The sequence below is a fragment of the Candidatus Krumholzibacteriia bacterium genome (assembly GCA_035649275.1).
Classification (GTDB): domain Bacteria; phylum Krumholzibacteriota; class Krumholzibacteriia.
Genome location: DASRJW010000029.1, coordinates 40,621 through 62,475 on the forward strand (window position 1 = coordinate 40,621; position 21,855 = coordinate 62,475).

The window sequence follows — 21,855 nt, forward strand, 5'->3', positions numbered from 1 at the left end:
ATGCTGCGCATCACCGCAGGACGCTTCCGGGGCCGCCGCCTCCACGGTCCCCGGGGAGACTGGCTGCGGCCCACCGCGGACCGGGTCAAGCAGTCCATCTATAATGTGCTGCAGGACCTCGTCCCCGGCGCCCGGGTCCTGGATCTCTGTGCCGGCACCGGGAACTTGGGGTTGGAAGCCTGGTCCCGTGGCGCCGCCCTAGTGGTGCTGGTGGAGCGGGAGCCCCGCGCCCTGGCGCTGATCGAGCGCAACCTACGTGCCCTTGAGCCGAGCGGGCAGGTGCTGGTGGTGCGGGACGACGCCGTCCGTTTTCTCGGCGCGGCGCCCCCGGGCCGCTTCGATCTGGTACTGGCGGATCCGCCCTACGACGCCGGGATGGAGGAGGCGCTGCTGCGCGCCTTGGGGCCGTCGCAGCCGCCTTGGTTCGTGCTGCAGCATGGGCGCGCCTGGAAGCTGCGGCAACCACCGGCGGGGTATCGCAGCTTCCGGGCGCAGCGCTTCGGCGACACGCTGGTGGAGTATCTGGTACGGGAGGAGACGGCCGATGGCGGATCCCAGGGTGGCTCTGTACCCGGGGACGTTCGATCCCCTCACGAACGGTCACATGGACATCGTGATCCGGGCGAGCGGTCTCTTCGACCGGGTCATCGTGGCGGTCGCGGAGTCGGCGAAGAAGGAGCCGATGCTGCCGCTGCAAGTGCGCTGCGACCTGGTGCGCGGCGCCTGCGCCGCACTGCCCCAGGTGAGCGTGCGGCCTTTCACGGGGCTGCTGGCGGCGGCCTACGGTGAGCTCGGCATCCACGTCGTCATCAAAGGGCTGCGCTCGATGACGGACTTCGAGTACGAGTTCCAGCAGGCACAGGCGAATCGGCGCCTGCACGCGCAGTTCGAGACCGTCTTCTTCATGCCCAGCGACCGGAACACCTGCATCTCCAGCTCGCTGGTGCGGGAGATCTATGCCCTTGGCGGGGACGTGCGGGATTTCGTGCCCGAGAACGTGGCCCGCCATCTGGAGGCGGCGCGCACCCCCATGGCCGGACGGGGCGGCGGGCAAAAGAGCAAGGGGACCCCATGAGCCCGGTGCGTTCCTTGCGTCTCTCCCGCATGGGCACGGCGGTACAGGAATCGGCGACGCTGCGCCAGGCGGCGCGGGTGGCCGCGCTGCGCGCCACCGGCCGGCGCCTCTACAACCTCACCGTCGGCGAGCCCGATTGCGACACCCCCGAAGACGTGCGCGTGGCAGCCCATCGCGCCATCGACAGCGGGCACACGCACTACACCGCTTCCGCCGGCTCGCCGGAGCTGCGCCAGGCCGTCGCCGCCTACTACAGCGCGCGGCGCGGGGTTTCGTGGCGACCGACGCAGGCCATCGTCTCCACCGGCGCCAAGCAGGTGTTGTGGAGCGCGCTCGCGGCGTGCATCGAGCCGGGCGACGAGGTCGTGCTGCTCTCGCCCTACTGGACCAGCTACCCGGCCTACGTGGCCATGCTGGGCGGCGTGTCGCGCGTGCTGCGGCCGCCTTACGAGCGCGACTTCAAGGCCTGCGGCGACGACCTGCGCGCCGTGCTCGGGCCGCGCACCCGGGCCTTCGTGTTCAACAGCCCGGTGAACCCCACGGGGGCGGTGTACAGTGCGGAAGAGCTGCGCGATCTCTTCGAGCCCCTGCGCGACACCGACGTCCTGGTGATTTCGGACGAGATCTACGAGAACATGGTGTTCGAGGGCGAGCACCTCTCGCCGGTGCAGGTGCTGCCGGAGCTGCAGGATCGCTTCGTACTGGTGAGCGGCGCCTCGAAGAGCTTCGCCATGACCGGCTGGCGCATCGGCTTCGGCCTCGGGCCGGAGCCGCTGGTGCGCGCCATGATCCAGTTGCAGAGCCACATCACCGGCAATCCCAGCAGCGTTTCCCAGCAAGCGGTGCTGGCGGCGCTGGCGCTCCCTCCCGCGACGTTGGAGCCCCTGCGCCAGCACTTCCGCAGCCGCCGCGATCTCTGCCTGCAGATCCTCGCGCAGCTGCCAGAGCTGCGCTTCGTCCGTCCCCAGGGGACGTTCTATGTCTTCCTGGACATCGAGCCGTTCCTCGGGGTTTGGGAAGGGGGCACGCGTCTCAGCGGGAGCGAGGAGCTCGCCGAATACCTGCTGGAGACGCACGGCATCGCCGTCGTTCCCGGCACCGCTTTCGACCACGCCGGTGGCATTCGGCTGTCCTCGACCTTGCCACTCCAAGACCTGCGGGAAGGCCTCGAACTCCTAGTGCAGGCACTCCGCGACCGGGCCTAGGACGCGCGGCTTCGGCTTTGTGAGTTTGGCCCGCGGCGTGCAGGAGGAGCGAAGCTTGCCGAGTTTCATCGACCGCGTCGAAATCGAGGTGCGCGCCGGCGACGGCGGCGACGGTTGCGTCAGCTTCCGGCGCGAGAAGTACGTGCCCCGGGGTGGCCCCGACGGCGGCGACGGTGGTGATGGGGGCAGCGTCGTCCTGGTGGGAGATCCGCACGTGGTGACCCTGCTCGATTACAACTATCGACGCCGATTCCAGGCCGAGCGCGGCAGCCATGGTCAGGGTGCCAACAAGCGCGGCCGCGACGGCGCCCCGCTGCGCCTGCGCGTCCCTCTCGGCACGGTGGTGCAATCGGCTCCCGGTGCGGTGCTCGGGGAAGTGGTGACGGCAGGAGAAGAGCTGGTCGCTGCCCGCGGCGGCCGTGGCGGGCGCGGCAACGCCGCCTTCAAGAGCGCCACCAATCAGGCGCCGCGGCGCGCCGACCCCGGGAGGAGCGGGGAAATGCAGCGCCTGATCCTGGAGCTCAAGCTCCTCGCCGACGTCGGTTTGGTGGGCAAGCCGAACGCGGGGAAGTCGACCTTGCTGGCGGCGCTGTCGGCAGCGACGCCGAAGATCGCCGATTATCCCTTCACCACGCTCTCTCCGGTTCTCGGCGTGGTGCGCGTGGACGACAACACCAGCTTCGTGCTCGCCGACATCCCCGGCCTGATCGAGGGGGCTCATGCAGGTCGTGGCCTGGGCCTCGAATTCCTTCGTCACCTGGAGCGCACCAGCGTCCTCGTCTTCGTTCTCGATGCGAGCGGCGAGCCGGCCGCGGATTTCCTCATGCTGCAGCGGGAGCTCGAAGCCTATGCGCTGCCGCTGGCGGGCAAACATCGTCTCGTAGCGCTCAACAAGATCGACCTCCTCGACGCCGCCGGCGTCGAAGCGGCGCGAGCGGCGTTGCCCGCCGGCGAAGAGGTGCTGCCGCTCTCGGCCCTCGGCCGCAGCGGTCTCGATGCGCTGGTGCGTGCCGTGGCGGAGCCTGTGGCCCGCGCGCGGCGTCTGGCCGCCACTCACCGCCCCGATCCTTCCACCGCGTGAGCGCTGCTTCCCTCTGGCCCGAGCCACGCGAGCTGCGCGCTCTCTGCCGGCTGCTGCCTTGGCAAGCGCCAGTGCCGCGCTTCCAGCGCCGGGAGCTGGCCGGCGTGCGCCGCCTGTCGGCGCTCGAACCGCCCGGGGTGGCGCCGGCCGCGGCGGCGTCGGCGCTGGAGGAAACGCTCCTCGCCTGGCGCGAACGGCGGCGCGGCAGCTTGTTGCTCTTCCACGCTGACGCCTATCCGCCCTGGCTGCGCGAGATCGCCAAACCGCCGCTGGCGCTCTTCGCCCAAGGGGACGTGGGCGTCCTGCTGCGCCCGGCCGTCGCCATGGTGGGAGCCCGCGCCGCCACCGAAGGCTACGCCGCCTGGACACGGGACAGCGCGGCGCTCCTCGCCCGCGCCGGCATCGTCATCGCCAGCGGCTTGGCGCGAGGCATCGACGCGGCGGCGCATCGAGGTGCTCTCGACGTTCGCGGCGCCACCTTCGCCGTGGTCGGATCGGGGTGCGATGTGTGCTATCCACCGGAGAACGCAGCGCTGCAAGCCGAGATCGAGAGCTCCGGCTGTGTGGTGAGCGAGCTCTTGCCAGGCACGCCGCCGCGGCCTTGGCATTTTCCTAGCCGCAATCGCATCCTCGCGGGGCTGGTGCGCGGCGTGGTGGTGGTGCAGGCGGAGTGGAAGAGCGGCGCTCTGATCACGGCGCGCTTCGCGCTGCAGGAGAACCGGGAAGTGATGGCGGTTCCCGGCGACGTGCAGGATCCGCGCAGCCGGGGGACCCATGATCTCCTGCGCCAGGGCGCCGCCCTGGTGGAAGGAGCCACCGACGTGCTGCGCGCCCTCGGCTGGCACGCGGCGACGGCCGCTGCCGAACCCAGCGGACCGCAGGCGGAGCAAGCAACGTTGCTCGCCGCCCTGGATCCGCCCGTTGGTCCCGAGGTGCTGCGCTCCCGACTCGGCTGGGACGCTGCTCGCCTGCAACGCACGCTCCTCGAGCTCGAGCTGCTCGGCCTCGCCGAACGCGACCGGCGCGGCCGTGTCCGCCGGGGAGCGGGCTGATAGACTGCGCCGGGAGGGCGGCGTGCGCGATGCTCTGGAGATGTTGGGTCTCCGCACTCTGGCGGTGCTGGCGAACGCGCCCCCGCCAGCGGCGGCGCTCGCCTGCGGTCGGGCTCTCGGCCGCTTCGCCTTCGCCCTCGGTGTCCGTCGCCGCGTCTGCTTGCAAAACCTGGAGCGCGCCTTCCCCGGCTCGGAGCAGCAGGTCCTGCGGCAGCAACTGGGACGCGCTGCGTACGAGCATCTCGGCATGCTCGCGGTCGAATTCCTGCGCTTGCCGCGCCTGCGCGCCGAGGAGCGCCGGAGTGCCATGGACCTCGTCGGTGCCGAGCATTTGCAAGCCGCCGTCGCTTCGGGCCGTGGCGCCATTCTCGCCACCGCGCACTACGGCAACTGGGAACTCCTCGGCGCCGGGATGGTGGCGCACGGCTTCCCGCTCACCCTGGTGGTGCAGCGCCTGCGCAATCCCCGCGCCGAGGCCCTGGTGGGGGCGGTGCGCACGGCGGTGGGCGAGCGCGCCATCGAGCGTGGCATGGGCCTCCGCCGCTTGCGCTCCGAGCTGGAAGCCAATCGCTTCGTCGCCGTCCTCACCGACCAGGACGCGCGGCGGCGCGGAGCCTTCGTGCCCTTCTTCGGTTCTCTCGCCTCGACACCGAAAGGCGCGGTGCAACTGGCATGGCGACTCGAGGTGCCGTTGCTGCCAGTGCTGGGTCACCGCCTTCCTGGCGGCCGGCACTGCTTGACCGTGCACCCCCCGCTGCCGCTGCGCCGTGACCTGCCCGAAGAGGAGGTCGTGCACCAAACCTTGCTGCGCTTCAACGCCCTCCTCGAGGCAGCCATCCGCGCGGCGCCGTCGCAGTACCTCTGGTTGCACCGGCGCTGGAAGACTCCCGCGCCCGTTGCCGCGCCGGCTTGATCTCGGCTTGCTCGAGGGTGTTTCGGTGTCCCAGCAGCCGCCGGCCTTGCCGGGTCAGGGGCGCCGGTTGCGCCAGACGGCGTGGGAGAAGGCCGCGAGGCCGAGGGCGAGGCCGAGGAGGAGCCACTCCCAGGGATAGCGTGACGGCAGAGCCGCCAGGGCACGGCCGCTCGGCGTGGTCACGAAGCTCCACAGGCAGAGGGCGCCACCGAGAGCCGCGGTGAGCAGGTGCAGACGCCCGAGGCGGAAAGGGCCGCGACGACTTTCGTGTCGCAGCACCATGCTTCCCACCACGACGAGGACGCACGACACGAGCAGCGGCGCCCACACCGGGCCGAGCCAGGGGACCGGCAGCAGGAAGAGCAGGTCCCAGTCGCTCCCGTGCCGTGGCCAGCCGAGGCTGCAGCGGAGCGTGGCGTAATAGGCCAGGTCCCAGATCCCGAAGAGAAAGCAGAAGGTCGCGGTGGCGGGGACGGCGCGCCGGTAGACGAGGCGCGCCGCCGCGATGAGGAGAAGGAGCGTCGCTGCTTCACGCACGCGCTCCAATCCCGCCAGGCTTCCGGGCAGCGGCAGGAGGGGGAAGCGCTCCCCCTGTGGATCGAGGAGGCTGCGGTAGGCCGTGACGATCGCCGCCTCGATGATGGCAAAAGCCACGGCCAGGAGTACCAAGCCGAGCCATGGAGGCTTGCCGCCTCCCTGACCCGGCTGGCCCGAGGCGCGGGGCGGGTTGACTGGACCGGGGGACACCTCTATTTTACTCCGGCTTCTCGGGTTGCATCGGCGCCACGGCCGCGAACGGAGCGGGCACGGCCCGGTGAGGAGGGGAACCGCGCCCATGTTGCCGTGCCGTCCCACCCTGGCGGGGCTCCTGCCGGTGCTCCTGTTCTGCTGCTTTGTCTTCGGGCCCAGCGGCTGTTACGAAGGCCTGCCGCCCACGCCTCAGATTCCAGAGGGCGGCCAACCGCCGGTGTTCCTGCCCCCGGACTTGCCGCTTGGCACCACCCCCCAGCGCGGTCTCCTCTATTTCTACGACGATTCGCAGTACACCGAGTACAAGAACGAGGGCGGGCGCAACCAGATCCCGCCGGAGACCGACGAGGCGCGCTTCGTGCGCCGTAACTCCGTTCTCAGCATCATCGGCGCCTCGCAGGCCCAGATCATCCGTCCCGACACCGTGGACGCCGTGCTGGGGTCGGTGTACTCCAACCCGCAGCTGTTCGGCTTCGAACCCGCCGGTGGCCGCACCCCGGGCTTCTACGAGGGCGAGCGGGTGAGCAATGCGACAGATTTCATGCCCGCTTGCATGGCCAACGGCAACTGCGCCGAATCTTTCTGGGTCTACAACCACAAGGAAAACAAGTGGCGCCGTCGCAGCTTCCTCGCCGGCACGACGACGGCGTCCACCAGCCAGGGTGGCTTCATCTGGATCGTCCGCGATACGGCCAAGGTGCGCGACAGCGATCGGCTCACGCACATCCCGGCGCAGTACGCTGCCGATGCGTTGTGGAGCGTCGTTCCCGGGCGCGGACTCTTCGTGCATGGCATGACGCTCACGGCGGAGCGCGACAACTTCCCCGAGGCGGGATCGCCGGAGCGGCAGAACAATCCTACTTTTGTCTGGCTCGCGCAGCTGAAGCTCGGGGCGCGGGATCCGAACCAACCGATCTACACCACCCTGGACCAGTGCATCGACGGCATGTGGGGGGACTTCGAGAGCTTCCCCCTGCAGCTGACCAGCACCGATCTCCAAGTCGGCGATCGCTATGTCACCTGGACCTACGTGAAGACCGACGCCGACGAGATCCGCCGCCGGGTCGAGGAGGGGAACGAGCTCGAGCAGCTGCGCTGCTCGGGATCCGGCGTGCCGCCCCTCGACGTCCCCCTGGACAGCACCGCTTTCCCGATCTTCTACTTCTCCCTGCTGGCGCGCTACGAGGTTTCGGTCGAATTCGTCTACGACGTCCTCGAGTGGCGTTCGGGCAGCACGGTGGTGGGGGAGTACGGGACGCCCGACGGCCTGGTGGACGTGGTCAAGCTGGCGGTGCGCATGTACGTGATGGCGCCGGAAGACGACCTGGCCCAGCAGGTCGATCTCTACCTCATGCGCGGCATCGGCCCGGTGGTACAGCAGACGGGAATCCTGGTCTTCGACGTGAGCCGTCTGCGCGAGGCCCAGGTGGACGGCGTCTACTACCCGCCCGAGACCTTCAAGTACGCCGACTGAGCCGGCGCGCAGCGCGGCGCATCCTTTCGAGTCGTTCCTGAGAACTCCATCGTAATCATCCACAAAACAACGTGATGGCTGTTCGCCGGCAAGTTCCTTGCAGGCCCATGCAGGGTGATGTTGCCTCGAGATGGATGCCCCTCGTAGGGTGGGACCCCGACGGGTGGAGGGGTGCATGGGTGGGTGGATCCGGGTCATGGCGACCCTGCTCCTGGTCTTCCTGGCCGGGTGCGGTCAGTCGATCACGGCGCGCGAGGCGCGGGCCCGGCTGGATCCGGCCCGACGCCTCGACACCCCGCCCTCCCGGGCTTCCGGCGTCCCCTCGTTGGTGGAGCTCGCCGCCAGCGCCGCCGCCCTCCCGCAACCGCAGCGGCAGATCGTCGAGTCCGCCCTCGCACACACCGGTATGCCCGCCGGCAAGTTGGATTGCTCGGCGCTCGCGGCGCGCATCTATGCCGTCGGCGGCATCGAGCTGCCGCGCACGGTGCGCGAACAGCTGGCCATGGGGGGCCAGGTGGGCGGCGACTTGGAACCCGGGGACCTGGTGTTCTTCGCCTTCCGCCGCCAGCCAGCGGACCATGTGGGAATCTTCACCGGCCAGGGTGCCTTCGTCCACATCTCCGCCTCGGCCCATCAGGTGCGGCTCGAATCCATGGCCAGCTTCTCCCCGTCCTACGTGGGCGCGCGGCGTTTCCGGCGCCGCGCCTCGCGCGCCACGGCGCCGCCAGGTTTGCTCCGGCGGCTGCGATCGCGGCAAAAGAGCTTGACAGGCTTTCGGAGGCGTCCATTAACTAGCGCCGAGTCAACCACCTGAGCGGGCCCCTTCGACCGGAGCCTGGGTGTGGGTCGAGAGGACGGGTAAGGGCTGGAGTCGAAAGGAGAACCGATGCGCATCCTCTCGGTGGTCAATCAGAAAGGCGGCTGCGGCAAGACGACCGTCTCGATCAACCTCGCCGCCGCGCTGGCCAAGCGCAAGAAGGACGTCCTTCTCGTCGACATGGACCCGCAGGGGCACGCCTCCTTGGGCCTCAACCTCGACCCCGAGGATTACGAGCGCAGCACCTACGACGTACTGATGCACGCCGAGTTCGAGTTCGATCAAGTCGTCATTCCCGTCGTGGAGCACCTCGACGTCTGCCCGGGCTCGGTGGTGCTGGCGGCGGTGGAGCAGGAGCTCAAGGACCGGCCCGGCAGGGAGCGCAGGCTCCTGGCCAAGCTGCAGAGCATGCGCCACCCCTACGAGTACGTGATCCTCGACTGTCCGCCGGCCATTGGCTTGCTGACCTTCAACGCGCTGACGGCGTCACAGGAAGCCATCATTCCGGTGGACCCGAGCTTCTTCTCCCTGCACGGGCTGCACAAAGTGCGGGAGACGATCGAGCTGTTGCGGGAGGAGATCGGGCACGAGGTGCAGATCCGCGTCCTCGCCAACAACTGCAACAGTCGCACCAACTTTTCCCGCGACATCCTCTACGAGATCCAGAACTTCCATGGCGACTCCATGCTCCGCACCGTGATCAGTCACACGGTGAAGCTCAAGGAAGCCGCCAGCCGGGGGCAGCCAGTCACCAAGTTCGATCCCGCCGGCCGGGCCACCAAGGAGTTCGCCGCCCTGGCCGAGGAGCTCCTGGCGCAGGAGCCCTTCCTCCGTGTCGGCGAGGTGGGCACGCGCGCACCGGCCTTCCAGGGGCCGCAGCCGCTCCCCGGGGGCGTACGCTTCGTCCTGGACGCGCCGCATGCCCGCGAGGTGCGGGTCACCGGCTCGTTCACCGACTGGTCCTTCGACGGCTTCCCCCTGCAGCGCAGCGAGGACGGCCTGTGGTCCGGCACCATCGCCGTCGGCGGTGGACAACACGAGTACCGCTTCATCATCGACGGCGTCTGGGTGAAGGACCCGAACAACGAAGCCAGCGTGATGAACGAGTTCGGGCAGGAGAACTCGGTCGTGAACGTGCCGGCCGACCTCGTGGCCCACGGCTGATCCACGCGCGGCGCTGGCCGGGGCGAGCGCTGCCCGGCACGCTTCGCCGAGGCGACGAGGAGTGGTGGCGGACGTGGACGGCGAGCGCGGGCCGCGGGCATCGCTCGGTGCGCACCGGCCCAGGCGACTGCGAGACATCTCGCATCTTTACCTCTCGACCGGCCGTGAACCGGTAACGGTGCAGCGACGCATGCTGCGCCTCGGTCTCGTCTCCCAAGCGCAGGGGTTGGTGAAGAGCGATGTGTGCGCCAACCTGGCGCTGCAGTTGACCCGGCTCGGGCAGCGCACGCTGGTTCTCGACCTGGATCCCGAGTTGCCCAACGCCGGTTTCCTCCTCGGCCTCGAACCACAAGCCTATGCGGCGCATCTGCGCGCCGCGGCGCCGCGGCTCGAGCGCGCCCTGCTCGGCTTGCGGGTGGTCGAAGGCCTCGCCGGTCGACCTCTGCTCGAACCCGCGCCGGGGCTGCGGGAGGAAATCGACGCCAGTGACTGCGTGCTGGTGAACTTCCCCGATCTGCAAGCCGGCGCCGCTTCTTTGCTGCCGCGGCTCGGCGGCTGGCTCGGCCAGGGACGCGAGACGACCATGGCGCAGGCGGCGTCGCAGAGCCGCATGTTCGGCGCCTGGCTCGAAACCGCACGCCGGCAGGGAGGAACCCCAGTGGCATCGCCAGGGCCGCCGCTCGATGCCTTGATCCTGGTGCATGCAGCCGCAGCTGAGGATGCGGTCGGCGCGCGCTTCCGCTCGCTCCTCTCCTGGCTCGGCCCGGGTCGAGTGCACTTGCTGCTCTGGGGCCAAGGAGGCATGGGAGGGGAGCCGCAGCCCTGGGCGAGGATCCAGCCGTACACGCCCTGCGGACGCGGGCCGCTCTCCGCCATGCTTCCCGAACATCCGGCGGCGCAGACCTATCAGGGGCTGGCGCAAGCGCTCCTCGCCGGCCTCAGCAGTCGAGGAGCCAGCCGTGCATGATGCCGAGAACCACGACGCCGTACCGCCTCTCGCCACCACGAGTGGACAGACGGAGCTCGAGGCCTTTCTGCACGAGACGCGGGAGATGCCGGCGTCGCGACTCTTCGCCCTCTGCGCCCGCCAGATCGCGGCGCTGGGAGCGGAGGTCGTGGTGGGCCCGCTGGGGGTGCAATTCCGCCATCGCGACACGCCGCTCTGCGAGCTGTCGCACTACGGTGAGATTTTCATCGCCCGCGTCGGCCCCGGTCTCGCGGTGGAATACCGGGTGCGCAGCGAGGAAGTGGCTCTCCTCGCCCTCGATCAGGCGCTGCGCACGTTCGTCCAGCTCGGTCCTCCGGGGCTCGCCGAGGGCGGTTGAGCTCGAGACCGGCGCCGGGCAGATTGCACACCGCCGCCGGCCCTCCCGTGCATCCCGCCTGCCGGTGGCCACGGGGGTTCTGGCGCTGCCATCGGGCCGAGCCGCGCAGGCACCGCGACTCTCCCACTGGCGGGCGTCGCATCGTTGCCGTACGTTCCTCGTCTGGGGGTGCGCTGCCGCGCCGTCGCCGCACGGCTTTGCATCGGCGCGGCGATGACGCCGTCCTGGGTGCGATGCAGACGCACCGCGGCACGGCGGGCGCCGGAGCGGAGGCCGTGGCGAGGGCGGGTGCGGAAGGGCGCGAAGCTTCGCGGAAGGTCTTCGCTTGACAACGCAATAGTTTGCACGAAAAAGAGTTGCACGATTCTTTCATTGCCCGCTCGGGGCGCGGTCTGGTACATTTCCAGGCGCGGCGGAGTGCGCCTCTCGAGGCCCCGCCGCCTCCCGGAGGTTTTGTCCGGCGCACTGCTCCTGAAACATCGCCGGCGCACGCAAGCGGCGATAGAGTCACGTTTCACAGCGCGGAGCACGTCGCATGACACCGTCGTCCTCGTCTCGTTCCGTCCTACGCGTCGGGTGGAAAGCTCGAGCGCGCTGCCTGGCGGCAGCGCTCGCAGCGCTCTCGCTCGGCGCCACGAGCGCGTCCGGCGCCGAGCGCCCGCTCACTTTCGGCGACCGCCTGCAGGCCATTCTGGCGCCGCAGCTCCGGGTCGTGGCAGCGCCCTCTGCCGCCAAGCCACCGACCGCACTCGCCACCAAGCCCGAGACGGGAATGCTCGTCGTTCCGGTGCTGCTGGCTCCGGGCGAAAAGCTGCTCGAGGCGCACGCCGACGTGCCGCTGCACGTTCTCGCCAACTGCAGCTACCATGGCTTCGCCATCGCCCACTTGGGAGTGGCGCGCGGCGATCTCCCCCGCCTGCAGGCGCACCCCACGACGCTCGTTACCAGCGTCGCGGCGGTGCCAGCGCTGCAGCTGCAGCGCGCCGCCCCAGAACGCGAGCTCGCCTGGAGGCAGGAGCTGGCGCGCCACGTGGTGAATCCGGAAGCTCTCGGCGCCTACGTGGAGAAGGCCGGGGCACCGGCGCCAGCGCCGACGGCCGACTTCGCTCCCAGCGACAAACCCAGCCTCGAGGGGAGCGGGGTGGAGATGCTCATCGTGACCCGCGAGAGTCTGGTCGCGGCCTTCCAGCTCCTCGCCGACGAGCGCACTGCCGCGGGAATCCCCACCGTGGTGCGCAGCCTGGAGTGGATCGAGGCCAGCTTCCCGCACGGCGCCGATCGGCAAGAGACCCTGCGGCTCTTCCTGCGCGACGCCTATGTCTACTGGGGCGTGCAGAGCCTGCTCCTCGGCGGCGATACCGACCTCATCCCGGCGCGCTACGCCGTCTCCACCTACATACAGCCGCCGGCTTCGGTGCCCACGGATCTCTACTACGCCTGCCTCGACGGGAACTGGAACGCCGATGGCGACGACCTCTGGGGGGAGGCCGAAGATCCCTTCGGCGGCGACCCGGGAGACGACGCCGATCTGTATCCGGAGTTCTACGTCGGTCGCTTGCCGGTGCACACGCCGGCGGAGGTGGCGAACTACCGGGCCAAGCTCGCCGCTTATCTGGATCCGGCGCACACCAACTACCAGGACAAGCTGCTCTTCTTGAGCGAGGTGCTGTGGCCGGTGGACTACACCCCTGGCGGCACCATCCTCAAGAATGGCGCCGACAATGCCGAGCGGCTCATCGCCCTCAACGATCTCGACACGGGCAACCCGCCCGAAGGGATCTGCCCCTCGCGCCTCACCAAGTTGTACGAGGTGCCCACGGGCTACAGCGGCGCCGGTCCGCTCAGCCGGCAGGCGGCGATCGATTCCATGAACGCCGGGTTCGGTCTGGTCACCCACATCGGCCACGGCTTCCGCTACACCATGTCTCTCGCCGACGCCTCGCTCACCAATCTGCAAGCGGCGGACCTCGTCAACGGCGAGCGGCCCTTCTTCTTGGTCATGCTCAACTGCACCGCCTCGGCCTTCGACTTTCCCTGCCTGGCGGAACAGTTCCTCCTCAACCCGCAGGGCGGCGCCGTGGGCGTGCTCGGGGCGGCGCGCGAAGCCTTCCCCGACGGCAGCCAGCTCTTTCTCGAAGCCTGGTTCCGCGGCCTCTTCGACAATGACCGCGTGAGCGTCGGCCAAGCGCTGCAGGAGGCCCGCCTCGAACTGCTCGCCGGCACCAGCACCGATGGCGTGCTGCGCTGGACCAACTTCATCACCGCCTACCTCGGCGATCCGACCCTGTCGCTGTGGCGCTGCGCGCCCCGGAACCCCGTGGTGACCCACGCCACCGGCCTCGTTCCCGGTCAGCAGCAGCTGGCGGTGCAGGTGAACACCGCGCCGGGCGCGGTGCCGGGAGCCATGGTCTGCCTGTGGAAGCCCGGGGACTTCTATGCCGTGGCGCGGACGAACGCGAGCGGTGTGGCGACGCTGGCCTTCCGCGCCGAGGCCCCGGGCAATGCCACTCTCACCGTGCAAGGAGCCGGAATCACCCCGTTCCAGGAGACCGTGCCCTTCGCCGCCGGTGTCGGTGCGATCCTACGGGCCACCGGGACGACGGTGGTGACCGACAGCGGCAGCGGCAGCCGCGGCAACGGCAACGGTGTCTTCGAAGCGGGGGAGAAAGCCTTCGTCGCGGTGGAAGTGCGCAACAGCGGCAGCGCCGCGGCGTCCAATGTGCAGGTGGCGCTCTCCACCAGCGATCCCTTCGTGATCATCCAGTCACCCTTCGTCACCATTCCGACCCTGCCGGCGGGGCAGACCACCTTCGCGCCGCCGATCACGGTGGAGCTCAAATACAATCTCCCCGACCGGCACCACTTGGAGCTGCGCGCGGATCTCACCATCCCCGGCAAGTCCTGGCATGACCAGATCGTCTTCGACTTGCTGCAGGTGCAGCCCAGGGTCGTGGGTCTGATCGTGGTCGATCCTGACGGCAACGGCACTCCCGGAGCCGGCGAGACCTACACCCTGCAGGTGCAGTTCAAGAACTACGGCTTCGCCCAGCTGGATGCCGCCACCGCGACGCTCACCTCCTCGGATCCGGATGTCAGCATCAGCGACGGCAGCGCCGTGGTCGGCAACGTCCTCCACCTGGGAACGGGAACGGGGGAGTTCCAGCTCACCGAATCCAACGTGTCGCAGCCGAATTCCCTGCACGTGGTGCTCACCAGCGGCACTCGCACCTGGCCCTTCGATGTGGAGACGCGGCGGCCCACACCTCCCGGTGCGGTCACTGCCGACGTCAGCCTCGGACCCGACCGGGTGGCGCTCGCCTGGGGCCCGAGCGCTGCCACCGATGTCATCGGCTACCACGTTTATCGCGCCCTTGCTGCCAGCGGACCGTGGACGCGGATGGACACCGATGTGGTCACCAGCGCCCGATACTTCGGCGCCGCCGGGCTGCAGGGCAGCACCAAGTACTGGTTCGCCGTGACCGCCGTGGACGGGAGTGGCAATGAGAGCGTGCGCACCAGCGCCGTGGCGGCCACCACCAACCCGCTGCAGAACACCGGCTGGCCCCGTTACCTGCAGCAGTGGACCAGCTGCACCGCCGTGGTGGCCAACGTGGACGCCGACGCCACCCCCGAGGTCTTTGTCGGCGCTGACCTCGTGTATGGCTGGCAACACAATGGCACCGAGATCGTGAACGGCGATGCGGATCCGAGCACCGACGGCGTCTTCAGCAGCCTGGGGCAGAGCTTCACCGCCGGTCTCGCCGCCGGGGATTTGACCGGCGACGGGCGTGACGAGATCGTCGCCTGCTCTTGGGACACGCATCAGATCTTCGTCTTCGCCGCCAACGGCTCCGTCCTGCCCGGGTGGCCTCGCTCCATGGCGGTGACCACCCACGGTCTCTGGGCGGCGCCGGTGCTCGCCGATCTCGATCTGAACGGCACCCCCGAGGTCATCGTGCTCGGCTTGGACAGCCGCCTCTACGTCTGGCGGGCCAACGGCACGGAGCTGCGCGATGGCGACAACAACGCCGCCACGCAGGGCGTCTTCTTCCTGATCCCCTCGTCGGCGACCTGGAGCCGCGGCGGCCCCGTGGTCGGCAATGTGCTCACCGCCGATGCGGCGCCGGAGATCGTCTTCGGCACCACGACGAACCGCATCTACATGCTGCGCGCCGACGGCTCCATCCCCGCGGGCTGGCCAGTGACCGTGGGCGACGACGTCAACGCCTCGCCCGCCCTCGGCGACGTGGACGGCGACGGTGATCTGGAAGTGGTGGTGCCGGCAGGCGATGGTTTCCTCTACGTGCTGCGCGGCGATGGCACCGCCCTCCCGGGCTGGCCGCGTCCTTTCGAGACGCACTGGAGCGCCCTCGCACCTTCGGTGGCGCTGCACGATTTCGATGCCGACGGCAAGCTCGAGATCGTGGTCGCGGGCTCGTCGGGAGCGGTGGAGGACGGCCAGCTCGCCATCTTCAACTGGCAGGGCAACTACTTGCCGGGCTGGCCGGTGGAAGTGCACACCGCTTCGGAATCCTCGCCGGTGCTCGGCGATCTGGATGGCGACGGCGTGGTGGAAATCGTCTTCGGCGGCGAAAACGGCCAGATCCTCGGCTTCGAGCCGAACGGCTCTATGGCGGCGGGATTCCCGATCCGCCTCGGCGCGGAGATGCGGAGCACGCCGACGATCACCGATCTGGATGGCGACGGCGACACCGACCTGGTGGTGGCCGGCTGGGATCAGCAGGTCTATGCCTTCGACTTCCCCGGCACCTATCAGCCCGGGCTGGTGCCGTGGGGGACGTTGCGCGCCAACCGCCAGCGCACCGGCGGTTACTACCCGGCGACCCCGACCGACGCCGAGCCGCTGCCGCCGCTGCGCACCCGCTTGCGCGGCAACGTACCGAACCCCTTCAATCCGCAGACGCGGATCCTCTTCGATCTCGCCGGTCCCGAGCGGCAGCACGTCCTGCTCTGCATCTACGACCCGAGCGGCCGCAAGGTGCGCACCCTGGTGGATGGCGCCCTCCCCGCCGGTCCCCACTTCTTCGACTGGGACGGCCGCGACGCAAACGGTCGCGCGGTAGCGAGCGGCGTCTACTTCACCCGCCTGGTGGCGGGCGCCTTGAGCTCGAGCCAGAAGATGGTGCTGTTGCGCTGAGGCTTCCTTGCGGGGCAGAGCCATCGGGCCACCCCACGGCCACGCGGATCGCTCGGGTCTTTCCACACACCTAGGAGCCGGCGCGCCTCCGGGGGGGGCTGTGCTGGCGACGCTTCCGGAGGCAACCCACCTCCCGTCCCACGACCCTTCGCCACGCCTCCGGCCTCCAGCCCAGCCCGGTTCCTTGCGACAGCCTGGAGCCTCTCCTATATTGAGTGTTGCAGTCTTCCTGATCTCGCCGCTCCCGAGGAGGCATCCCACATGTCGCGACTCTGGCTCGCGGGCGTTGTGTTTCTGACTCTGCCCGCCACGACGGGGGGGCGGACCCTGCAGGTTCCTGCGGACTACCCCACGGTCCGGCGCGCCGTCTACGAAGCCGCCGACGGCGACACGGTGCAGCTGGCGGCGGGGACGTTCGTGGACCGGTTCACCATCGGCGGCAACCCGCTCAACAACCCCAACCGGAACATCGTCCTCCGCGGCGTGAGCAGGGACGCGACGATCCTGGACGGGTCGTCGGCTACGGGGAACGTGGTCACCCTCATCGGCTGCCAGCGCAGCATGATCATCGAGGACATGACCATCACCGGCGGCACCTTCAACCGCGTCTCTGTGGAGAGCACCGGGGCGGCGGTGTACGTCAACGGCGGTCACCCCACCATCCAGCGGTGCAACTTGGTGGAGAACCACGGCAACGCCGCCGGCGGCGTGGACATCTACTTCTTCTCCCAGCCGCTCATCCGGGACTGCATCATCGCCTACAACACCGGCGGTGGCATCCTCATCGAAACCGACACCGGGGCCCCGGGGCCGGCAGCGGAGGTGCGTAACAACACCATCGTCCGCAATCAGGGGGGTGGCATCTCGGTCATCAAGGGCGCACGCGCTCTGGTGGAGAACTGCACCATCGCCTACAACAGCGCGGACGGCGTCAGCAGCGAGATCACCCAGGGCACCGGCACCGCGATGTGCTACGTCACCGTGCGGCGGAACATCATCACGCACAACGGCGGCGGCGGCATCGTGCGCGAACTGACCCTCGGCACCTGCTACACCCTGGAATGCAACGATGTCTGGGGCAATGCCGGCGTCACCGGCGGCGTGATGGGCAACTACCAGGGCTACAGCTCGGGGGACCCGTGCTTCTCCGGACGCGGTGCGGGCGACGTCTCCTTCGATCCGCTGTACCAGGATGTCGCCAACGACAACTTCCTCCTCTCCGGCGGCTCACCGCTCTACCAGCTCTGCGTCCCAGGCAGCTGCGGCGCCCTGGGGGCGGACACGGATTGCGCCGACCCGGTCCAGTCCGTGACCTGGAGCGAGGTCAAGGCGTTGTTTCGCTGAGCGGGAGCCTCGCGCCCAGGGCAGCCTGGTGGGAGAGAACGAAAAAGCCGGCACGACGGCGTGCCGGCTTTGCGGATCAGGCAAGGGCGCCGCTCAGAGCGACTCCTTCAGAACTGGGGCTGGCTTGAAGCCCACCGTCTTGCTCGCCTTGATCTTGATTTCCTCGCCAGTTTGAGGATTGCGACCCACGCGTGCCTTCCGCATACGGACGCTGAAGGTTCCGAAACCCGGATACGTGAACCGCTTGTCCTTGCGCACCGCTTTCGCGATGTTGTCGAAAACGGCGTCCACGACCTCGTTGATCGCAGCCTTGGAAAGCTCGCGATGAGCGATGTCTAGCACGACACGTTCGACCAGTTCAGCCTTTGTCAAACCACCACACCCCCTTTCCCGTCACGAGGCCAACCGGGCCTCCGCCAAAGGCAGCCCGAAGTGTAGGCAGCGCCGGAGGCAATGCAAGTTTTTTTTCGCCCGTGCCGCGGCACCGGCACCCATCTCGGCGCCGGAGGCCGTACCGGCGTGGGTTCGGCGCGGCGGCCGCGGCGGCCAAGCCCGGCCTGCGTCCGGCGCGCGGCGGCGCGCGGGGTCGCGCCCAGTGCCGCTCTCTGCGGCTCGCCCCGGCTGGCCTTGCGGTACGACGGACGGCGCCCGCGTGCCCCGTTCGACCGCGCCGGCGGCTCTCCCCCGGGATGCGGCGTCGCCGCCGCACCGCCGCGGCCGGCGCTCGCAGGCGTGCGTTGATGGAGAGTTCACTGGTCCACGCCGCGGTGCTGTGCTACGCTCCCCACGTCGCCGTCACGCCCACTGCATGCGCCCCGTGCCGATCTCCGGGCCTCTGGGGTCGCCACCGCCACACAGCTTTGAAAAAGCAGCAGCGACCCAAGCCATGCACCGACACACCCTCGCGGTTCTGATCCTTCTTGCCGCCGCCCTGACCTTTCGGCTTCTCTTCGTGGCCAGCAACGTGCACGATCTGGTGGACCGCGGCCCGCTCTACGACGACAGCTTCTACGCCTTCGGCGTCGCCCGGCACATCGCCGCCGGCCAAGGCTCCACCTTCGACCTCGAGCATCCGACCAACGGCTTCCAGCCTCTCTGGGTGGGGACGCTGGTGCCCCTGTACTGGCTGGCCGACGGCGACGTACCGATTCGGCTCGCCTTGGTGCTCTCCTCGTTGCTCGACGTCGCTACCGGCTGGCTCCTTTACCGCTTGCTCCGTCGCCGGCTGGAGTTCGCCCCGGCCTTCCTGGGAGTCGTGCTCTGGGCCTTCGCCCCGGCGGTGGTGCGGCAGGCGGTGAACGGGCTCGAGACCGCCCTCGCGCTCTGCTGCCTCGCTCTCGCCCTCCACTACTACTTGGGTCGCTTCCGGGAGGTCCCCGGCCCTCGACAGGCCGCGACGCTCGGGGGCTTGCTCGGCTTCGCCGTCCTGGCGCGGGTCGACGCGGTCGTCTTTGTCGTGGCGCTGGCGGTGGACGGATGGCGCCGCCGGGCGCCTTGGCGGCCGTGGGCCCGGGCGCTCGGGGTGCTGGTGCTCGTGGTGTTGCCGTGGTGCCTGGTGAGCCTCGCCGTGGTCGGACGGCTGACGCCGGAAAGCGGGGAGGCGACCCGTTTCCTCAGCATCGCCTACGCGGCCCACGACATTCCGGCCCTCGGGCCGGCGGGCGCCGGCGCCGTGCACGCGCCACTCTGGGCCCACAACCTCGGACGTTCCTTCTTGCTCCTCGGCACCTCGCCGGGCCTGCACGTGTTCACGCGCAGTCTCGAACGCCTCCTGGATTTGTGGGGTGCTTCGGAGGGGTTGAAGCTGGCTGCGGTCGTCGCCTTCCTGGCCGCCGCCGCCGTGGGCACCGTCCTTCTCTTGCGCCCCCGAGGCCGGAGCCTGAGGCGGGACTATGGCTTCCTCGGTGTCTACGGCGTGCTCCTGGTTCTCGCCTACAGCTGCGTCGTCTTCGGCCACATTTTCTTCAGCCGCTACTACTACCCGATCTTTTTCGTCTCCATCCTCTTGACCTGCGAAGTCGTGGATGTCCTCTTGCAGCACCTGCCGCCACGGTGCCGCCGCGCCGCAGCGGTCGCCGTGACCGCGACTTATCTGTTGCTGCTTCCCGTCATGACCTGGAACCGCATGCGGATGGGGGACTATCGCTTCGTCAACGTCGTGCGCTGGATCGAGAACGAGACGCCGCCGGCGGCCCGCTTCGGTATCTTCAACAGCGGCGCCATCGGCTACTTCTCCAGCCGGCGGGTTCTCAATCTCGACGGCAAAGTGAATCCGGAAGCCTTGGCCGCGCTACACCGCGGCGACTTGCGCACCTACGTGCTGGCGGAACACATCGACTACGTCGTCGATCACGGCTGGATCCTGGACCGTTTCCTCCGCCCCGGCGAGGCGCGCGGTGGCGTTCACTTCACCCGCGTCGCCGACGAGTCGGTCCTCGGCGTGCCCGGGTGGCGTGCCTACCGCGTCACCCCGCTTCCCGCCACCGCTGCCGCCCAGCGCGTCACCCCGCTTCCCGGCACCGCTGCCGGCCAGCGCGGACTTCCCTGAAGCCACCACCCGCAGGCTCGGAACCACGCTGGTACATGCCTTGCTGCCCCCGGGCTCACCGCCTCGACTGCGCCCGGGAGGACTCGCCATGCACCGTGCTCGCCACCGCCTCGGGCGCGGCAGCGCCGCCGCACTCCTGGCCGCGCTCGCCTGCTTCGCAGCCAGCAGCGTCGGGGCCCAAACCTTCCCGGCGGCGGAGCCACCGTCGGCGGCTCTACTCCGCGCCGGTCTGGAGGCACTCCATGCTGGAGCGCGCCTGGAAGCGGATTCGCTCCTCACCCGTTGCGCCGCGGACTATCCTACCGAACCTCTGGCGCCGCTCTTCCGCATGAAGCTCTGGTGGTGGGCGATCCTCGGCGGCGACGCCAGGGTGGAGCCGCGTCTGCTGGAGGATTTCGAACTCGTTTGCAATCTATCGCAGGCACGACTCGGTTGTGATCCCGCCGACGTGATCGCGCTCTACGCCCTCGGCGAGGCCCATTGCACTCTGGGGCGATTGCAAGGGATCCGTGGCCAGGGATGGGCGGCGGTGCGCAGCCACCGCCGCGGCACGCCTTTCCTGGAGCGAGCGGTCGACCTGGCTCCCGAGTGGTCGGCACCCCTCGCTTCGCTCGGCGTCTATCACTACTACTCGGCGCGCGCCCCCGCTTTCCTGCGCTTCCTCGGCCGCTTCCTCCAAGTCGAAGCCGACCGCGAGCGGGGCTTGCAGGAATTGTGGCGCGCCGCCACCACGCCGGGGTCGCAGCAGGAGGAAGCGACTTTCTTCTTGGTGCAAATCCTGGCGGGAGTGGAGGACGACGCGCTCGAGGCGCTGCCGCTCGCCATCGACTTGCACCAGCGTTTCCCGCGCAGCTTGCCCTTCGCGCTCGGTCTGGCGACCGTGCACCTGGGATTGGAACGTCCGGATCTGGCGGTCCGCGTCCTCGAACCTCTGGCCGCCGGGGAGGACGCGGTGGCGGCGCGTTTCTTCGTGGCGCGCACGCTGTGCACGAGCGGCCACTTCGCGGCGGCGCTCGAGCGACTCGAGGGCTTGAGCACCAAGGATCTGCGCTCGGTGCCGTGGCTCGCCGGGTGGCATGCGTATTACCGCGGCGTCGCCTGCGACCAGCTCGGTCGGGGCGCCGATGCCAAAGCGGCCTACCAGTGGGCGTGCGAGGCGCCAGAGGTGGCGGATTCGCAGACCTACGCCCGCCGGGAGCTGGCGCGGGCCGGGAACGTGTTGCTGCGTCATGTGCGCGGGGCCGAAGCGAGCTTGTCGTGGGACGAAGGCGTCGAGGCCAGCAGCCGGACATTGCGTGCCGCCCTCGAACAAGAAGGCGGCGATGCGGAGTGTCGGCGGCGAGCGACGCTGGCTCTCGGGGTGTTGACGCTACAGCAAGGTCAGCCGCGCCAGGCAGCGCAGATCTTGCAGCCGCTGCTCGCAGCGGACGAGGTGGAGGAAGCCTGGCTCGTGGTGCGTCCGCGGCTGCGCCTGCTGCAAGCTCTCCTGTGGAGCGAGCAACGCGAAGCGGCGCAGGAGCAAGCGGCGCTCCTGGTGCCGGCTCTCGGCAAATGGGGCAGCAACCGCTTGCTCGAGTTGCTGGTGCAGTCCTGCCTGCAGCCGGCGCCGGAATGGGGTGAAATGGCGCCGCCGCCAGCGCCGGCTCCGGGAGAGCAAACCGTGCTCTTCCGTCTCAAGGACATCGGATTCAGTCGTGTCGCTCTGCAGCGAGCTGGGGCGGAGCACTCCTCCGTCGTGCCCATGCGCTGGCAGGCGCCCTTCTGGGAGGTGGAAATCTCCTTGCCGCCGGGAGTGCACGCGTACCGCTTTCTCCTCGAGGGGGAACAGACGCTCCCGGATCCGGAGGCGGCGATGGCGGAACAGAGAACGGATGGATGGTGGAGTCTGCGTCCTGTCGAGCCCCTGCCGGACTCATGAGGGGCGCGGCCCAGCGGCGCGTTGACAGCAG

At 69.4% G+C, this 21,855-nt stretch carries 16 protein-coding genes and 1 pseudogene; 15 read left to right on the forward strand and 2 right to left on the reverse strand.

Features of this window, described 5'->3' with window-relative positions:
* The 6 genes and pseudogenes from rsmD (at nt 1) to VFE28_02910 (ending at nt 5,326) form a co-directional block, all read left to right on the forward strand.
* Nucleotides 1-471, forward strand: a pseudogene (rsmD, locus tag VFE28_02885) (16S rRNA (guanine(966)-N(2))-methyltransferase RsmD).
* A gap of 73 nt (nt 472-544) precedes the next feature.
* A complete protein-coding gene (gene coaD / locus VFE28_02890; protein HZM14925.1) occupies nt 545-1,075 on the forward strand; it encodes a pantetheine-phosphate adenylyltransferase in 531 nt (176 codons plus the stop codon).
* Nucleotides 1,072-2,280 (forward strand): pyridoxal phosphate-dependent aminotransferase, encoded by a 1,209-nt coding sequence (locus VFE28_02895; GenBank protein HZM14926.1) that lies wholly within the window; start codon nt 1,072-1,074, stop codon nt 2,278-2,280. Before coaD ends, VFE28_02895 begins: the two co-directional genes overlap by 4 nt.
* 55 nt (nt 2,281-2,335) lie before the next feature.
* A complete protein-coding gene (gene obgE / locus VFE28_02900) occupies nt 2,336-3,361 on the forward strand; it encodes a GTPase ObgE (GenBank protein ID HZM14927.1) in 1,026 nt (341 codons plus the stop codon).
* A complete protein-coding gene (gene dprA / locus VFE28_02905; protein ID HZM14928.1) occupies nt 3,358-4,413 on the forward strand; it encodes a DNA-processing protein DprA in 1,056 nt (351 codons plus the stop codon). The genes obgE and dprA overlap by 4 nt, the downstream gene beginning before the upstream one ends.
* A gap of 22 nt (nt 4,414-4,435) precedes the next feature.
* Nucleotides 4,436-5,326 (forward strand): lysophospholipid acyltransferase family protein, encoded by an 891-nt coding sequence (locus VFE28_02910; GenBank protein ID HZM14929.1) that lies wholly within the window; start codon nt 4,436-4,438, stop codon nt 5,324-5,326.
* Between the two features lie 54 nt (nt 5,327-5,380).
* Here VFE28_02910 and VFE28_02915 read toward each other — a convergent pair whose 3' ends face one another.
* Nucleotides 5,381-6,073 (reverse strand): hypothetical protein, encoded by a 693-nt coding sequence (locus tag VFE28_02915; protein ID HZM14930.1) that lies wholly within the window; start codon nt 6,071-6,073, stop codon nt 5,381-5,383.
* Nucleotides 6,074-6,161: 88 nt separating this feature from the next.
* On the opposite strand from VFE28_02915, the gene VFE28_02920 reads away from it, so the two are divergent.
* The 7 genes from VFE28_02920 (at nt 6,162) to VFE28_02950 (ending at nt 17,358) form a co-directional block, all read left to right on the forward strand.
* On the forward strand, nt 6,162-7,550 hold the full coding sequence (locus tag VFE28_02920) for a hypothetical protein (protein ID HZM14931.1): 1,389 nt from the start codon (nt 6,162-6,164) through the stop codon (nt 7,548-7,550).
* A 175-nt stretch (nt 7,551-7,725) separates the two neighbouring features.
* Nucleotides 7,726-8,364, forward strand: coding sequence for an NlpC/P60 family protein (locus VFE28_02925; GenBank protein HZM14932.1), 639 nt, complete (start codon nt 7,726-7,728; stop codon nt 8,362-8,364).
* Between the two features lie 72 nt (nt 8,365-8,436).
* On the forward strand, nt 8,437-9,531 hold the full coding sequence (locus VFE28_02930) for an AAA family ATPase (GenBank protein HZM14933.1): 1,095 nt from the start codon (nt 8,437-8,439) through the stop codon (nt 9,529-9,531).
* Nucleotides 9,532-9,595: 64 nt separating this feature from the next.
* The gene (locus tag VFE28_02935) at nt 9,596-10,498 is read left to right on the forward strand and encodes a hypothetical protein (GenBank protein ID HZM14934.1); all 903 of its coding nucleotides are present in this window, start codon (nt 9,596-9,598) and stop codon (nt 10,496-10,498) included.
* Nucleotides 10,491-10,856: a hypothetical protein gene (locus VFE28_02940; protein HZM14935.1), complete on the forward strand. Its 366-nt coding sequence runs from the start codon at nt 10,491-10,493 to the stop codon at nt 10,854-10,856. The genes VFE28_02935 and VFE28_02940 overlap by 8 nt, the downstream gene beginning before the upstream one ends.
* Nucleotides 10,857-11,391: 535 nt before the next feature.
* Complete coding sequence (locus tag VFE28_02945; GenBank protein ID HZM14936.1) at nt 11,392-16,014, forward strand: C25 family cysteine peptidase; 4,623 nt, start codon at nt 11,392-11,394, stop codon at nt 16,012-16,014.
* 261 nt (nt 16,015-16,275) lie between these two features.
* Nucleotides 16,276-17,358, forward strand: a complete 1,083-nt coding sequence (locus VFE28_02950; GenBank protein ID HZM14937.1) for a right-handed parallel beta-helix repeat-containing protein — start codon at nt 16,276-16,278, stop codon at nt 17,356-17,358.
* 93 nt (nt 17,359-17,451) lie between these two features.
* On the opposite strand, the gene VFE28_02955 is transcribed toward VFE28_02950, so the two are convergent.
* A complete protein-coding gene (locus VFE28_02955) occupies nt 17,452-17,730 on the reverse strand; it encodes an HU family DNA-binding protein (protein HZM14938.1) in 279 nt (92 codons plus the stop codon).
* Nucleotides 17,731-18,244: 514 nt separating this feature from the next.
* Here VFE28_02955 and VFE28_02960 point away from each other — a divergent pair.
* Together VFE28_02960 and VFE28_02965 are read left to right on the forward strand one after the other, a co-directional pair.
* A complete protein-coding gene (locus VFE28_02960) occupies nt 18,245-19,906 on the forward strand; it encodes a glycosyltransferase family 39 protein (protein HZM14939.1) in 1,662 nt (553 codons plus the stop codon).
* Nucleotides 19,907-19,994: 88 nt separating this feature from the next.
* On the forward strand, nt 19,995-21,824 hold the full coding sequence (locus tag VFE28_02965; protein ID HZM14940.1) for a hypothetical protein: 1,830 nt from the start codon (nt 19,995-19,997) through the stop codon (nt 21,822-21,824).
* Nucleotides 21,825-21,855: the final 31 nt, after the last annotated feature.

Bases quoted from the DNA above. Each gene is read 5' to 3' on its own strand.
- coaD (HZM14925.1), top strand. From the start codon at position 545: ATGGCGGATCCCAGGGTGGCTCTGTACCCGGGGACGTTCGATCCCCTC.
- VFE28_02895 (HZM14926.1), top strand. From the start codon at position 1,072: ATGAGCCCGGTGCGTTCCTTGCGTCTCTCCCGCATGGGCACGGCGGTA.
- VFE28_02920 (HZM14931.1), top strand. From the start codon at position 6,162: ATGTTGCCGTGCCGTCCCACCCTGGCGGGGCTCCTGCCGGTGCTCCTG.
- VFE28_02925 (HZM14932.1), top strand. From the start codon at position 7,726: ATGGGTGGGTGGATCCGGGTCATGGCGACCCTGCTCCTGGTCTTCCTG.
- VFE28_02930 (HZM14933.1), top strand. From the start codon at position 8,437: ATGCGCATCCTCTCGGTGGTCAATCAGAAAGGCGGCTGCGGCAAGACG.
- VFE28_02945 (HZM14936.1), top strand. From the start codon at position 11,392: ATGACACCGTCGTCCTCGTCTCGTTCCGTCCTACGCGTCGGGTGGAAA.
- VFE28_02950 (HZM14937.1), top strand. From the start codon at position 16,276: ATGTCGCGACTCTGGCTCGCGGGCGTTGTGTTTCTGACTCTGCCCGCC.
- VFE28_02960 (HZM14939.1), top strand. From the start codon at position 18,245: ATGCACCGACACACCCTCGCGGTTCTGATCCTTCTTGCCGCCGCCCTG.
- VFE28_02965 (HZM14940.1), top strand. From the start codon at position 19,995: ATGCACCGTGCTCGCCACCGCCTCGGGCGCGGCAGCGCCGCCGCACTC.